Source organism: Clostridium sp. CM038 (assembly GCF_055081105.1).
In genome coordinates this window covers 2,224,093-2,238,879 of sequence record NZ_CM143651.1, presented here as the reverse complement: position 1 = coordinate 2,238,879, position 14,787 = coordinate 2,224,093, and the positions used below count along the sequence as shown (strand labels likewise).

14 protein-coding genes are annotated in these 14,787 nt (G+C 32.8%); all 14 read left to right on the top strand.

Annotated features, from left to right (window positions below):
* Nucleotides 1–11 precede the first annotated feature (11 nt).
* Nucleotides 12–1,319, top strand: a complete 1,308-nt coding sequence (locus tag ACWJKS_RS10335; RefSeq protein ID WP_462959511.1) for an acetyl-CoA hydrolase/transferase family protein — start codon at nucleotides 12–14, stop codon at nucleotides 1,317–1,319.
* 23 nt (nucleotides 1,320–1,342) lie between these two features.
* On the top strand, nucleotides 1,343–2,260 hold the full coding sequence (locus ACWJKS_RS10330; protein ID WP_462959510.1) for a DMT family transporter: 918 nt from the start codon (nucleotides 1,343–1,345) through the stop codon (nucleotides 2,258–2,260).
* An 80-nt stretch (nucleotides 2,261–2,340) separates the two neighbouring features.
* A complete protein-coding gene (locus ACWJKS_RS10325) occupies nucleotides 2,341–3,819 on the top strand; it encodes an acetyl-CoA hydrolase/transferase family protein (protein WP_216303726.1) in 1,479 nt (492 codons plus the stop codon).
* Nucleotides 3,820–3,919: 100 nt separating this feature from the next.
* The gene (locus tag ACWJKS_RS10320; RefSeq protein ID WP_165413389.1) at nucleotides 3,920–5,290 is read left to right on the top strand and encodes an aldehyde dehydrogenase family protein; all 1,371 of its coding nucleotides are present in this window, start codon (nucleotides 3,920–3,922) and stop codon (nucleotides 5,288–5,290) included.
* Nucleotides 5,291–5,366: 76 nt separating this feature from the next.
* Nucleotides 5,367–6,485, top strand: coding sequence for a 4-hydroxybutyrate dehydrogenase (locus ACWJKS_RS10315; protein ID WP_216303698.1), 1,119 nt, complete (start codon nucleotides 5,367–5,369; stop codon nucleotides 6,483–6,485).
* Between the two features lie 72 nt (nucleotides 6,486–6,557).
* Nucleotides 6,558–7,196, top strand: a complete 639-nt coding sequence (locus ACWJKS_RS10310) for a nitroreductase family protein (protein ID WP_220285843.1) — start codon at nucleotides 6,558–6,560, stop codon at nucleotides 7,194–7,196.
* 470 nt (nucleotides 7,197–7,666) lie between these two features.
* A complete protein-coding gene (locus ACWJKS_RS10305; protein ID WP_216303696.1) occupies nucleotides 7,667–9,040 on the top strand; it encodes a hypothetical protein in 1,374 nt (457 codons plus the stop codon).
* Nucleotides 9,041–9,603: 563 nt separating this feature from the next.
* A complete protein-coding gene (locus ACWJKS_RS10300; protein WP_216303695.1) occupies nucleotides 9,604–10,905 on the top strand; it encodes an acetyl-CoA hydrolase/transferase family protein in 1,302 nt (433 codons plus the stop codon).
* A 249-nt stretch (nucleotides 10,906–11,154) separates the two neighbouring features.
* Nucleotides 11,155–11,490, top strand: a complete 336-nt coding sequence (gene spoIIAA, locus ACWJKS_RS10295; protein WP_165413394.1) for an anti-sigma F factor antagonist — start codon at nucleotides 11,155–11,157, stop codon at nucleotides 11,488–11,490.
* Nucleotides 11,491–11,503: 13 nt separating this feature from the next.
* On the top strand, nucleotides 11,504–11,932 hold the full coding sequence (gene spoIIAB / locus ACWJKS_RS10290; RefSeq protein ID WP_165413395.1) for an anti-sigma F factor: 429 nt from the start codon (nucleotides 11,504–11,506) through the stop codon (nucleotides 11,930–11,932).
* A 10-nt stretch (nucleotides 11,933–11,942) separates the two neighbouring features.
* Nucleotides 11,943–12,695 carry an RNA polymerase sporulation sigma factor SigF gene (gene sigF, locus ACWJKS_RS10285; RefSeq protein ID WP_165413396.1) on the top strand — a complete coding sequence of 251 codons (753 nt, stop codon included), beginning with the start codon at nucleotides 11,943–11,945 and terminating at the stop codon, nucleotides 12,693–12,695.
* Nucleotides 12,696–12,901: 206 nt separating this feature from the next.
* Entirely contained in the window at nucleotides 12,902–13,354 is a 453-nt protein-coding gene (gene spoVAC, locus ACWJKS_RS10280; RefSeq protein WP_165413397.1) for a stage V sporulation protein AC, read from the top strand.
* Between the two features lie 6 nt (nucleotides 13,355–13,360).
* Nucleotides 13,361–14,377, top strand: a complete 1,017-nt coding sequence (gene spoVAD, locus ACWJKS_RS10275) for a stage V sporulation protein AD (RefSeq protein ID WP_216303694.1) — start codon at nucleotides 13,361–13,363, stop codon at nucleotides 14,375–14,377.
* Nucleotides 14,378–14,737 carry a stage V sporulation protein AE gene (gene spoVAE / locus ACWJKS_RS10270; protein WP_165413399.1) on the top strand — a complete coding sequence of 120 codons (360 nt, stop codon included), beginning with the start codon at nucleotides 14,378–14,380 and terminating at the stop codon, nucleotides 14,735–14,737. It abuts the gene before it with no gap.
* Nucleotides 14,738–14,787: the final 50 nt, after the last annotated feature.

Below are 14,787 nucleotides of genomic sequence, written 5' to 3'. Positions count from 1 at the left end.
GAGTGATAATTATGAACTTAGAAGAAATTTATAAATCAAAGGTTATTACGGCGGAGCAAGCAGCAGGGAAAATAAAGTCAGGAAATAGGGTAGTTACAGGACATGCTTGCGGAGAGCCAACAGATGTTATATCTGCAATGGTAGCTAATAGTAAGGCTTATGAAAATGTTGAAATCGTACATATGGTGGCAATGAGTAAAAGTGAATATGCAAAGCCAGGCATGGAAAAACACTTTAGACATAACTCATTATTTGTAGGGGGAACTACAAGGGAGTCAGTAAGCTCAGGAAGAGCAGATTTTACACCATGTTTTTTTTCTAAGGTACCTGATCTATTTAAAAATGGTTATCTACCAATAGATGTGGCAATTGTTCAAGTTTCAGCACCAGATGAGCACGGTTGTTGTAGTTTCGGTGTATCTATTGATTATACAAAGACTGCAACGGAATGTGCAAAAAGGGTAATTGCAGAAGTAAATAATAAAATGCCAAGAACTATGGGAGACTCTTTTATACATATTTCTGATATTGATTATATTGTAGAAGTAAGTCATCAAATAATAGAGCTTAATCCTCCTAAAATTGGAGATGTTGAGAAAGCTATTGGAGAGTATTGTGCTTCTTTAGTTGAGGATGGTTCCACACTTCAACTTGGAATAGGAGCTATTCCAGATGCAGTACTTTTATTTTTAAAAGACAAAAAAGACTTAGGCATACATTCGGAAATGATTTCAGACGGAGTAGTTGAACTTGTTGAAACAGGAGTTGTAACAAATCAGGCTAAGACAATTCATCCAGGGAAAATAGTAGTAACTTTCCTTATGGGAACCAAAAGACTTTATGACTTTGTTGATAATAATCCAATGGTTGAAATGTATTCTGTAGATTATGTAAATGATCCGGTTATAATTTCAAAAAATAATAAAATGGTTTGTATAAATTCTGCTATTCAAGTAGATCTTATGGGGCAGGTCAATGCAGAAACTATAGGTTTAACTCAGTTTAGTGGAACTGGTGGACAAGTTGATTTTATTAGAGGTGCAGCTATGGCAAAGGATGGAAAATCTATTATTGCCATGCCGTCTACAGCAAGCAAAGGAAAGATTTCCAGAATTAAACCAATGCTTGATGAAGGAGCAGCGGTTACAACTTTGAGAAACGAAGTGCAATACGTAGTTACTGAGTATGGTATTGCAGAGCTAAAAGGTAAAACATTAAGAGATAGAGCAAGGTCTCTCATAAATATTTCTCATCCAGACTTTAGACCTTCACTTATGCAAGAATGGGAAAAGAGATTTAAAGCCAAATTCCAAAATTAAATGCAAATTATAGGGGGAAACAAATGAGGAAAGGTTATGTGTATATTATTCTAACTGCTCTACTATACAGCACTCAGGAAATTGCAAATAAAATGCTAGTAAAAAATGGAATGGATTCATTTCAAATTACATTTCTAATATTCACAATCGGCGCAATACTATTAACTCCATTTGCAATAAAAGATATTAAAACTAAGAAGTTAAAGCTTGGTATAAATGATGTTGGCTACTTTGCATTAAATGGTGCACTATGTATACCCATCTCAATGGCGCTGTTATCATTTGCAGGTAAATATACTCTAGCTTCAACTTCAGCGGTTATATTTAGTTCAAATGCGATATTTACAGTACCCTTTGCTTATTTAATTTTAAAAGAAAAAATTAATAAAGCAACATTAATATCTCTTTTGGTAGGTATTTTAGGTGTTATTATAATTTTCAATCCATCAAAAATGGTAGCAGGAATGAATGGTGAATCTTCTAATTTGTTAGGAATAACACTTGCATTAGGTGCAGCTATAGCCTGGTCGCTATTTACAGTAATTAGCAAAATTAGAATAAATCAATACGGTGGTTATGTATTTAACTGTATAGCATTCTATATTGGAGCATTCTTTGTATTAATAATACTTTTAGCTACAGGAAGACCTATATTCAAAGGAATTGATGGTAATGCAGGTTTAGTACTCGTGTACATGGGCCTATTTATAAAGGCACTTGGATATGTATTCTACCTTGGAGCAATAAGGTTAACATCAGCAGTTACAGCATCCTTAGTATTTTTAATAAAGCCTGCTTTAGCTACTATGCTTGCTGTAATGATACTTGGAGAGAAGCTTGAATTAAATATAGTTATAGGAATTGGATTTATTATTGTGAGCTCGTATATTGCATTTAAATCTAAGCGAGCTTCAGAGATTTCTCAAGTAGTTACTAACTAAATACTTAAGATAATCTTTTACAGTTAATATAAACTGGAGGTGTAATTTTGGAAAATGCAAGAATAAGAAGTCAAGAAGTTATGAAAAAAGTAGTTTCTGCGCAGGAAGCAGCGGGTCTAATAAAAGATGGAATGGTAGTTGGAGTAAGTGGGTTTACTCCATCAGGTTATCCTAAGGATGTTCCTTTAGCTCTTGCGCAAAGAGTTAAAAGTACTGGCGAAAAAATGAAACTCACATTGTATACAGGTGCGTCTGTTGGTGCAGAAATAGATGGAGCTTGGACTGAGGCGGGTATAATTTCAAAAAGAATGCCCTATCAAACTAACAGCAATTTAAGAAACTGCATTAATAAAGGGCTTACAGAGTATATTGATATGAATTTAAGCTGTATGCCTCAATTTGTAAATTATGGATTTTTACCTAAAGTTAATGTTGCAATTATAGAAGCTTTGGCAATTACGGAAGAAGGCAACATAATCCCTACAACAGCAGTGGGGAATGCAGCTACTTATGTGGAAAATGCAGATATGGTTATTATTGAAGTTAATGAAAATCAGCCATTGTCATTAGAAGGTATTGCAGATATTTATACGTTAGAAAATCCTCCCTTCAGGAAGCCAATTCCAATAACACATCCGGGAGATAGGATTGGAACAACTTATATACCTTGTAAACTTGAAAAAATTGCTGCAGTTGTGATGACAAATACATCTGATAAAACAAGAGCGTTAAAACCTATTGATGAAACTTCTAAAGCAATTTCAAAAAACTTAATAAATTTTCTTGAAAATGAAGTTAAAGAAGGAAGGCTCCCAGAAAATTTATTACCTTTGCAATCAGGAGTTGGGAATGTAGCGAATGCAGTGCTTGCAGGACTTTGTGAAACTAATTTGAAAAAGCTTACCTGCTATACAGAGGTAATACAGGATTCTATGCTTGATCTTATAAGATGTGGCAAAGCAGAAATGGTTTCAGCTACAGCATTAAGCCCTTCACCAACTGGAATGGAAGCTTTTAGACGTGACGTTGGCAGTTTAAAAGATAAAATTGTATTGAGGCCTCAGGAAATAAGTAATAATCCAGAAGTTATTCGAAGGCTTGGAGTTATTGCTATGAATACAGCTTTAGAGGTTGATATATATGGTAATGTTAATTCAACTCATGTTATGGGTACAAAGATGATGAATGGAATAGGTGGCTCTGGAGATTTTGCAGGAAATGCTTCTTTAACCATATTTACAACAGAATCTATAGCCAAGGGTGGAGATATATCTTCAATAGTTCCAATAGTTTCGCATGTAGATCATACAGAACACAATGTTATGGTAATTGTTACTGAACAAGGCACCGCAGATTTAAGAGGTAAGAGCCCAAAGGAAAGGGCAGTTGCGATTATTAATAATTGTGCTCATCCGGACTATAGGCCACAACTTTTGGAATACTTGGAGAAAGCAGAATGTTGTGCTGGAAAGCATACCCCTCATGTGTTATGTGATGCGCTATCCTGGCATGTAAGGTTTATGGAAACAGGTACAATGAAGATGAATAAAGAATTATAAAATGTATTTTCGTTAAATAATATGATAATCTAATAGTAAGTTAATATAAAAAAAAATATAAATATATAAAACAATATAAAACAAATAGGAGGAAGATAAAATGGATAACAAGGCATATATAAATGAAATGATGATTAAGGCAAAGACAGCTCAAGCAGGTATTGCAAATTATAATCAAGAACAGGTGGATGATTTAGTTAGAGTTATTGGTAAGGTTATATTTGATAATGCTGAAATACTTGCAAAAGAAGCGGTAACTGAAACAAGAATGGGAGTTTATGAAGATAAGGTAGCTAAGAACATGGGTAAGTCAAAGACTATATGGAACAGTTTAAAAGGTAAAAAATCTGTAGATATCATTGGAGCAGAAGAAGGAAAAGAAGGAATAGTACTAGTTGCTAAGCCAAAGGGAGTTATAGCTTCTATTACACCAACTACAAATCCAATAGTTACACCTATGTGTAATGCCATGTTTGCATTAAAAGGAAGAAATGCAATTATTGTTGCTCCACACCCAAGATCTAAGGATTGCTCAGCACATGCTGTTAAACTAATGAATGATGAATTAAGGAAACTAGGAGCACCAGAAAATTTAATTCAAATAATATCAGAACCATCTGTTGAATTAACTGGAGAATTAATGGCAGCTGCTGATACAGTTGTAGCTACTGGCGGAATGGGAATGGTAAGGGCTGCTTACGCAAGCGGAAAACCAGCATTCGGAGTAGGAGCAGGAAATGTTCAAGTTATTATTGATAGAGATTATGATTTTGATAAAGCCGCTAAAGATATTATAGCAGGAAGAAAGTTTGATAATGGTATCATCTGTTCTGGAGAACAATCAATTATTGCTCCAGTTGAAAAACATTCTGAAATAATGAAGGCATTTGTTGATAATGGTGCATACTACATTGAAGATGAAGCAACAATTGATAAGTTTAGAAAGGTTATGTTCCCAGGTGGAAGTATAAATGGCAAACTTGTTGGTCAATCAGTTCAATTTATTGCTGATATGGCAGGAGTTGTGGTTCCTGAAGATACTAAAGTAGTTATACTAAAAACTAAAGGAATAGGATCACTAGATGTACTTAACAAGGAAAAAATGTTCCCATTTATGATCACAATGACTTACAATACTTTTGAAGAAGCAGTAGAACTAGCTAAAACTAACCTTTTATATGAAGGCGCAGGTCATACTACAGCGGTTCATTCAAATGATAATGATCATATTGAATATGCAGGAAAAGAATTACCTATAAGTAGATTAGTTGTTAATCAAACATCATCAACAGGAGCGGGTGGAAGTTTCAATAATGGATTCAATCCATCTACAACTCTTGGCTGTGGATCTTGGGGAAATAATTCAATATCTGAAAACTTTACGTATTACCACTTAATAAATATATCAAGAATAGGATATTTCAATAAGGATGCTAAGGTTCCAACTATAGAGGAAATTTGGTCAAAATAATATAGAGTTATTAGGTTTCAATTTATGTTGAAACCTAATTTCCTAAATTAAATTAAATTAAATAGGAGGTAAAATAATGAAATTATTTTCAATTAAGTCACAAATTCATAAGTTTGATACAGCAAAGGATTTTGCTGAAACCTTTAATATCGGTGAAGGAGATTTTGTATTATCAAATGAATTTATATATAATCCTTTTTTCGGAAGCCTAAATCTTAACGCTGAAGTAGTTTTCCTAGAAAAATATGGAGTTGGAGAACCTTCAGATGAAATAATTGATGCAGTTCTCGCTACTATTAAGGGGAAAACTTTTAAAAGGATTTTTGCTGTTGGTGGCGGTAGTGTTATTGACATAGCAAAGCTTCTTGTAATAAAAGGTGATAATACAGCATTAGATTTATTTGAGAAAAAAGTTCCACTTATAAAGGATAAAGAGCTTATAATAGTTCCTACAACTGCTGGAACGGGTTCAGAAGTTACAAATTTATCTATAGCTGAAATTAAAGCTAAACATACAAAAATGGGCCTTGCTACAGATGAATTATTAGCTGATCATGCAGTACTTATTCCAGAACTAGTTAAAGGACTACCATACAGATTTTTTGTTGCTAGTTCAATTGATGCGTTGATTCATGCTATTGAGTCCTATGTATCTCCAAAATCTAATCCATACACAGAATTATTTAGTGTTAAAGCAATGGAATTGATTTTAAAAGGATACGTTCAAATAATTGAAAAAGGTGAAGAATACAGAAAAGAAATAATTGAAGATTTTGTAATAGGTAGTAACTATGCTGGTATTGCTTTTGGAAACACAGGAGTTGGTGCTGTTCATGCACTTTCTTATCCACTTGGTGGAACTTACCACGTTCCTCATGGAGAAGCAAACTACCAGATGTTTGTTGAAGTATTTAGAACTTATAATAAGAAAAATCCAAATGGTAAAATTAAAGATATTAAAAAAATACTTGCAGATATTTTAAATGTAAATGGTGAAGATGATGTATTTGCAGCACTTGCCAGCATACTTGATAAATTATTAACTAGAAAACCTTTGAAAGACTACGGTATGAAGGTAGAAGATATTGAAGGCTTTGCGGATAGCGTTATTGTAGGTCAGGCAAGACTTTTAGCTAATAATTATGTGCCTTTAAGCAGAGATGAAATTAGAGACGTTTATAAGAATTTGTATTAAAATATAAGGAGAGAGGGTTAAACCTCTCTCTTTATAGTATATGATATACAATATAAAATTAGGAGGTATTCCATGTCGAATTTAGATTTTATTTATAAAAGACACAGTATACGAAAATTTAAGGACGAAGTTATTCCTATGATTGATTTAGAGGAGATTATTAAAGCGGCTATTCACGCTCCATCGGGTAAAAATGTTCAGAATTGGCACTTTGTAATAATTAGAAATAAAGAAAAGATAAATGAAATTGTAAAAGTCGTGGAAGATAAAAATTCAGAAATAGCATCTAAAATTGTAGATGAAAATATTAAGGCAATTTTCACTAAATCTTTAAAATACCATATTGCATTTAGGAATGCTCCTTGCTTAATTCTAGTATATGCTGGAAATTATAAACCAACAGGATTTGAAGAATTTAAGGCCATTAATGAAAGCGCAGATGATATACAAGAACTTTTTAATACTGCACCAGGAATACAGGGAGCATCGGCCGCAATGGAAAACTTATTACTTGCAGCAGCGAGTCTTGGCTATGGCACATGCTGGATGACAGGTCCAAATTATGCTGCAAAAGAAATTGGAGATGTGCTTAATTTTAAAAAAGAAGAATATTCATTAATGGCATTAACCCCTATTGGATTACCATTAGAAGAGGAAAATAAAAGCCCTCGTAGAAAGCCTGTGGATGAAGTTATTACAGTTATACTCTAAAAAATTCTTATTGATGATACCAAAGATTTTTACTAAAAATTAATGAATAGAAGCAGGGTGATTTTGTATTTAATTATCTTGATTCTATTTATTTTCATGTTCTTGGGTCGCGCTTTTTTAGATGAAATGCTGAATTTCTTTTAGGTATACAAGTTAAGATACTTAGTATATACTAAATAATAAGATATATGTATTATACAGGGATTTGTAAATTTTTTTGCTAATATTTGTGAAAATAATCACAATAATTCATTGAAATACTAAGAAAAATGCATTCAGACATATTAAAATGACAGTGGTTTTGGTAACGATTTCTCACTAAGTGAAAGCTATATTAAATTAGATAATATATAGTCAAAACAAAAAAAATATAATTTAGGATAGTAATAGGTATGAACTTAGAAGATATTTACAAATCAAAGGTCATTACGGCAGAACAAGTGGTAGGAAATAAAATCGGAGGTTAATTTATGTCTATTAAAAAAGAGTTTGTGAAAGAACAACCATATATACCTGCAGGTCCTTTTAAGATAAGAATACCTGGAATTCACTATAAGTTTCAAATGGCAGATTATATTCAAGGATTACTGATGTGTGCGGTTTGTCTTGGAGCTATTCCAATGCTCCAGGAATTTTTAGGAATGCCTTTTGAAGTAGCAATGGCAGTTGTTGTGTTAAATGGTATATTTTATTGTGCACATGTATTTTTAGGGGATCCAGTTGTGCCTGGGTGGGTTACACCAGCCATTCCACTTCTCATTCTTTATGTAAGTGATTATGCCATAGGACCTGAAAGAATACAAGCATTAATTGCATTTGAAATGAGTCTAGGAGCTTTAGCATTATTATTAGGTGCTACAGGACTTGGTAAGAAGATAGTTCACATTGTTCCTAATGCTATGCAGTCCGGCATTATAATTGGAGCTGGTATTGCAGCTGTAAATATTATATTTGTAAAAGGTGCTCGTTTTGATCAATTTCCAATTTCTATTGTTGTTTGTGTAGGGTTAGGTTTCTACCTTTTATTTTCAAATCATTTTAAAAGTATTAGCAATAAAAATAAAATTTTAAAAGCAATATCTAATTTAGGCATACTACCAATTATAGCACTTGCGATAATATTTGCGCCTTTAGTTGGGGAAACAGCTTGGCCTAAGGTAGAATGGGGTATAACAAAACCAGCTTTTGGAGTTTTATGGACACAATGGACCCTTTTTTCTAAAGATATAGGGTTTCCTCCAGTCAAAATGTTTATAAATGCTCTACCGATGGTTATTTCTGCATATATAGTTTTATTTGGTGATATGATACAATCTCAAGCGTTAATAGGAGACTGTAAGAAGGAGCGACCAGATGAACTTATAGATTATAATCCGAACAGATCTCACATAATATTTGGTCTTCGTAACATGCTAATGTCTGTAATAGGACCAGATCTTACAATGTGTGGACCACTATGGGCAGCAATGCAAGTTGTTATTTGTGAAAGATATAAACATGGCAAGGAGTCTATGGAGTCGATATTTGGTGGAGCGGGTTCCTTCAGATTCGGTACGCTTACTGGATATTTACTCTTACCAATAGTTTCCCTATGCAAACCTATCTTAGGAATTGCACTAGCATCTACAATGCTAATACAGGGGTATGTTTCTATAAGGGTAGGAGTTTTGAAGGCGCGTACAGCAAATGATCTAGGTATTGCAGGTGTTATGGCTGCTGTAGTTGCAACAAGAGGGGCAGCTTGGGGATTAGCAGCAGGCATTGTACTTTGTATAATCATTCAATCAGGAAATAAACCAAAATTTGATGTTATGCTGTTTGAAAATGAAGAATTGGAGGCATAAGCAAGAGAAAGACTTTTGAATAAAAGGAATAGAAGCGAGGTGATTTTACATTTTATTATACTGCTTCTATTTATTTTATGTTTTAGTGCCTTTTTTATTTTGTTAAGTTTTGTACAAAATAAAAAAGGCTAATAAGAGTTATGAAGTTTCAAACTGATGTATTTTAATAAATACATGGGAAATATGGTTATAGATATAATTAAAGAACCTTATTTAGGTATACAAGTTAAGAGAATTAGTGTATACTAAAAGAATAATAAGTGGAAAGATAAGCCAATTAGAATTGGTGTGAAAATGAACAACTTTAAAAAATGCAGGAAGAACAATAAATATTAGTATATATATTATGCAGGAGTTTATAAATTTCTGTAAATTCGCTTTCTAATATTTGTGAAATAAATCACAATAATCCATTGAAATACTAACAAAAATGTGCTAATACAAATTTTAAGAAATATTATAACCTTATTTATAACAACGTTTCCTTAAAAACTGAAACTATGATATTAAAATATTTAATATATAGTCAAAACAAAAATTTATAATTTAGGAGAGTGATTGGTATGAACTTAGAAGAAATCTATAAATCAAAGGTGATTACGGCGCAGCAAGCGGCAGGGAAAATAAAGTCCGGAAATAGGGTAGTTACAGGACATGCTTGTGGAGAGCCAACAGAGATTATAGCTGCAATGGTAGCTAATTGTAAGGCTTATGAAAATGTTGAAATTGCACACATGGTTCCTATGGGAAAAGCTGAGTATACTAATACTGGAATGGAAAAACATTTTAAGCACAATGCTTTATTTGCAGGTGCTCCTACAAGAGAAGCCATTAGAGATGGAAGAGCAGATTTTACACCTTGTTTTTTTTCTAAGATACCTGAGCTATTTAAGAAGGGCTATCTGCCAATAGATGTGGCAATTGTTCAAGTTTCAGCACCAGATGAACACGGTTATTGTAGTTTCGGTGTATCTGTTGATTATACAAAGACTGCAACGGAATGTGCAAAAATGGTAATTGCAGAAGTAAATAATAAAATGCCAAGAACTATGGGAGACTCTTTTATACATATTTCTGATATTGATTATATTGTAGAAGTAAGTCATCAAATAATAGAGCTTAATCCTCCTAAAATTGGAGATATTGAGAAAGCTATTGGAGAGTATTGTGCTTCTTTAGTTGAGGATGGTTCCACACTTCAACTTGGAATAGGAGCTATTCCAGATGCAGTACTTTTGTTTTTAAAGGATAAAAAGGACTTAGGTATACATTCGGAAATGATTTCAGACGGAGTAGTTGAACTTGTTGAAACAGGAGTTATAACAAATAAAGCTAAGACACTTCATCCAGGGAAAATAGTAGTAACTTTCCTCATGGGAACTAAAAGACTTTATGACTTTGTTGATAATAATCCAATGGTTGAAATGTATTCTGTAGATTATGTAAATGATCCGGCTATAATTGCAAAAAACAGTAAAATGGTCTGTATAAATTCTGCTATTCAAGTAGATTTTATGGGACAGGTAAATGCAGAAACTATTGGATTAACTCAGTTTAGTGGGACAGGTGGACAGGTTGACTTTATTAGAGGTGCAAGTATGGCAAAGGACGGTAAATCTATCATTGCAATGCCTTCTACAGCAAGCAAAGGAAAGATTTCAAGAATTACGCCTTTGCTTGATGAAGGAGCAGCGGTTACAACTTTGAGAAACGAAATACAATACGTAATTACTGAATATGGTATTGCGGAGCTAAAAGGTAAAACATTAAGAGATAGAGCAAGGTCGCTCATAAATATTGCTCATCCAGACTTTAGACCTTCACTTATTGAGGAATGGGAAAAAAGATTTAACTGTAAGTTTTAGTAAAATATATAATAAACACTAAAGATATAGTAAAAAGAAGCAGTGACTTTGTATTTAGTCATCCTGCTTCTTTTTATTTTCATATTTTACTGTAGTATCTAATAAAAATGGGTATAACATAAAAAAATGAAAAAATATTACATAAAAAAAGAAGGAAAATCATGTAAGTTATAGAATATAGAATAAAGGTACATTATTTAGGCAATACTGAAAAAATATTTTAATTTAAAATGATTTGGGGGGAAGAAAATGCATTTAAATTTTGAAAATAGCGAGGACAAATTGATAGTTTACATGTTTGGAGAACTAGACCATCATAGTGCTGAAGAAGTAAGGAACATTATAGATGATCGTTTAGAACGAGATAGCTACAATAAATTAATTATGGATTTCAAAGATGTGACGTTCATGGACAGCTCCGGTATTGGTGTGGTCATTGGAAGATACAAAAAGTTACATATGAAAAATGGGAAAGTATGCGTAACTAACATTAAATCTTCAGTAAAAAGAGTATTTGAATTGTCAGGAATGTTTAAGATTATTATGTCATATGATGACGTTGAACAAGCTGTAAACAACATTTAGTGGGGGGATTAGTATGTGTTACAATAGAATTAAAATTGAATTTTTAAGTAAATCGCAGAATGAAAGTTTTGCAAGAGTAGCAGTAGCAGCATTCGCTTCACAATTAGATCCTACAATTGAAGAAATTACCGACGTTAAAACAGCAGTATCAGAAGCAGTTACTAATGCAATTATTCATGGATATGATAATGAAGAGGAAATGATTAATATAGAAGCTATTATTAATGGAACTGAACTAACAGTGATAATAGAAGATGTAGGAAAAGGAATTGACAATTTAGAACTCGCTAGGCAACCATTATATACTTCCCGCCCAGATTTAGAGAGGTCAGGTATGGGTTTTACTGTAATGGAGACTTTTATGGACAGTTTAGAAGTAAAGTCTGATAAAGGTAGGGGAACAAGTATAATAATGAAAAAAATATTTAATCCTTTAAGTTAGGTGGAATATTATGGATCAAAAAATAGTAAGAAAAGAAAACTATACTTATGAAGATAATATGCAACTTATTCAATTGGCTAGAAATAAAGAACCGGGTGCATTAGATACGTTGGTGGAAATGAATTTACCATTAGTTTCATCAATAAGTAAAAAATTTCTTAATAGGGGATATGAGTATGATGATATATTTCAAATTGGATGTATTGGCTTAGTAAAGGCAATTAATAATTTTGATACTAAGTATAATGTGAAATTTTCTACATATGCCGTACCTATGATAATGGGAGAGATTAAAAGATTTCTTAGAGATGATGGAATTATAAAAGTAAGTAGAAGCGTTAAGATTACTGCAAGACAATTACATTATGATAAAGATACTCTAACCAAAGAATTGGGGAGGGAGCCTACTATTGATGAACTGTCGGTTTTTTCAAAAATTGAAAAAGAGGATATAGTATATGCATTAGAGTCTGCTAGCAATATGCTGTATTTATTTGATACAATACACCAAGATGATGGTGCCCCAGTACTATTAATAGATAAATTAAGTGAAAAATACGAAGAAGATAATCAGGTTTTAGATAAAATTTCCCTTAAAGAAGCACTTAGAAAACTTGATGCAAAATCAAGGCAAATAATTATGCTCAGATATTTTAAAGATAATACACAAATTCAAGTTGCAAAAATGATGGGGATTAGCCAGGTACAAGTATCGAGAATAGAAAAAAAAGTTTTGAAAATAATGAGGGAAAAGTTGATCTAATAAAAGTGAGTGTATAAGATGAGATATAAATAAGGAACTTCAATTTTAAATTTTGAAGTTCCTTATCTATAAATTCGTCTTATTTTTTTTGACTAAAAATAATATTAATGCAAATACTAACATAAAGAATTAGCATATTATATTTGCATAATACAATATAATAAATGATTAGTAGTGACTATTAAAAGCGACAAGGAGGACATTTCATGAAAGTGGAAGAAAAAACTATAAGAAAAAAATTTGATAAACTTAATTCTAATAACATCCCTAAACCTAATTTAGGATTGCATTGTTTTAATGCTTTTTGGGTTGGAGGCTTAATATGTGTAATAGGACAATTTATCAGTGACATTTTTTCTGGAATTGGTATTCCTAAAGATGAGGTAGGCACATATGTATCTATAGTTATGGTTTTTCTGGGAGCTGTGCTTACTGGCATAGGGGTATATGATAAGCTAGGTGATTTTGCAGGAGCAGGTTCTGTTGTGCCAATTACAGGGTTTGCAAATTCAATCGTTTCACCAGCAATGGAATTTAAAAAAGAGGGTTTTGTTTTTGGTGTTGCAGCTAAAATGTTTACTATTGCAGGGCCCGTTTTAGTATATGGAATAGGGTCATCTGTAATTGTAGGAATTTTATATTATTTTTTAAGGTGGTGATTTAAAATGGGTAGAAGAATTGGTCTTCAAACAGTAGAAATCGAAAGTAAACCTAGAATTATCAGTACATATAATATAGTTGGGCCTAAGGAAGGGCAGGGACCATTAAAAGAGTATTTTGACCGGATTTTAGAAGATGATCTTAATGGAACTGAAAGCTTTGAAAAAGCTGAAACTAGTTTATTATATACTGCTGTATCAGAGGGCATAAAAAAAGCAAAACTAAAAGAAGTTGATATAAATTATCTACTAGCAGGTGATTTATTAAATCAGTTATCTTCTTCATGTTTTGCAGCTAGAGATTTGAATATACCATTCCTAGGACTTTATGGAGCTTGCTCAACTATGGCAGAGTCTTTAAGCGTTGCTTCAATGATAATGGAGGGTGGGCTGGCTAATTATGTTATAGCAGCTACTTCATCACATTTCTCATCAGCTGAAAGGCAATTTAGATTGCCACTGGAAATGGGAAGTCAGAGAGCTCCAACAGCGCAATGGACCGTTACAGGTGCAGGAGCAATGATTTTGGGAAAAAAAGGTAAATTTCCATATGTTACCCATGTTACAACTGGAAAGGTCAAAGATTATGGAATAATTGATGTGAATAATATGGGAGTTGCAATGGCGCCAGCGGCTGTAGACACTATTAAACAACATTTTATGGACACGGGTCGAAAGCCTTCGGATTATGATATTATAGCTACTGGAGATTTGGGCATTATAGGAAGAGAATTTACAGAAAAACTATTACTAGAATATAAGTACGATATGAAGGGTCATTACATTGACTGTGGTGAGGAAATTTTCGATGCGCAGACCCAAGGAACTAACGCGGGTGGTAGTGGTTGTGGATGTTCTGCAGTGGTTGCAACAGGGTACTTACTAAAAAATATGCTAAAGGGAAAATTTAAAAGAATACTACTAGTTTCCACAGGTGCACTTTTAAGTTCAACTTCACCGCTTCAAGGAGAAACAATACCAGGAATTGCTCATGCCGTTTCAATAGAGTTTGGGGGTGAATAAATGAATAATTATATTATGTCTTTTATAGTTGGAGGGATAATTTGCATAATAGGTCAAATACTTATGGACACTACTAAATTAACTCCAGCTAGAATACTAGTTTTATTTGTAACTGCTGGTGTAATATTAGGTGCATTAAATATATATGATGTGGTGATAAAATATGGAAAAGCAGGTGGAAGTATACCTCTTCCTGGGTTTGGGTATAGTTTAGCTAAAAGTGTAATGAAGGAAGTAGATGAAGTTGGTATTATAGGAGCATTTACAGGAGGTATAAAGGGTACTGCGGGCGGTATTACTGCTGCAATTTTCTTTGGATATATTATGGCGTTGTTATTCAATCCTAAAACTAAAGGGTAATAAAAAACTACTATCAAATATTTGATAGTAGTTTTTTATTTCAGGTTGTT

Bases quoted from the DNA above. Each gene is read 5' to 3' on its own strand.
- ACWJKS_RS10335 (WP_462959511.1), top strand. From the start codon at position 12: ATGAACTTAGAAGAAATTTATAAATCAAAGGTTATTACGGCGGAGCAA.
- ACWJKS_RS10330 (WP_462959510.1), top strand. From the start codon at position 1,343: ATGAGGAAAGGTTATGTGTATATTATTCTAACTGCTCTACTATACAGC.
- ACWJKS_RS10325 (WP_216303726.1), top strand. From the start codon at position 2,341: ATGAAAAAAGTAGTTTCTGCGCAGGAAGCAGCGGGTCTAATAAAAGAT.
- ACWJKS_RS10320 (WP_165413389.1), top strand. From the start codon at position 3,920: ATGGATAACAAGGCATATATAAATGAAATGATGATTAAGGCAAAGACA.
- ACWJKS_RS10315 (WP_216303698.1), top strand. From the start codon at position 5,367: ATGAAATTATTTTCAATTAAGTCACAAATTCATAAGTTTGATACAGCA.
- ACWJKS_RS10310 (WP_220285843.1), top strand. From the start codon at position 6,558: ATGTCGAATTTAGATTTTATTTATAAAAGACACAGTATACGAAAATTT.
- ACWJKS_RS10305 (WP_216303696.1), top strand. From the start codon at position 7,667: ATGTCTATTAAAAAAGAGTTTGTGAAAGAACAACCATATATACCTGCA.
- ACWJKS_RS10300 (WP_216303695.1), top strand. From the start codon at position 9,604: ATGAACTTAGAAGAAATCTATAAATCAAAGGTGATTACGGCGCAGCAA.
- spoIIAA (WP_165413394.1), top strand. From the start codon at position 11,155: ATGCATTTAAATTTTGAAAATAGCGAGGACAAATTGATAGTTTACATG.
- spoIIAB (WP_165413395.1), top strand. From the start codon at position 11,504: ATGTGTTACAATAGAATTAAAATTGAATTTTTAAGTAAATCGCAGAAT.
- sigF (WP_165413396.1), top strand. From the start codon at position 11,943: ATGGATCAAAAAATAGTAAGAAAAGAAAACTATACTTATGAAGATAAT.
- spoVAC (WP_165413397.1), top strand. From the start codon at position 12,902: ATGAAAGTGGAAGAAAAAACTATAAGAAAAAAATTTGATAAACTTAAT.
- spoVAD (WP_216303694.1), top strand. From the start codon at position 13,361: ATGGGTAGAAGAATTGGTCTTCAAACAGTAGAAATCGAAAGTAAACCT.
- spoVAE (WP_165413399.1), top strand. From the start codon at position 14,378: ATGAATAATTATATTATGTCTTTTATAGTTGGAGGGATAATTTGCATA.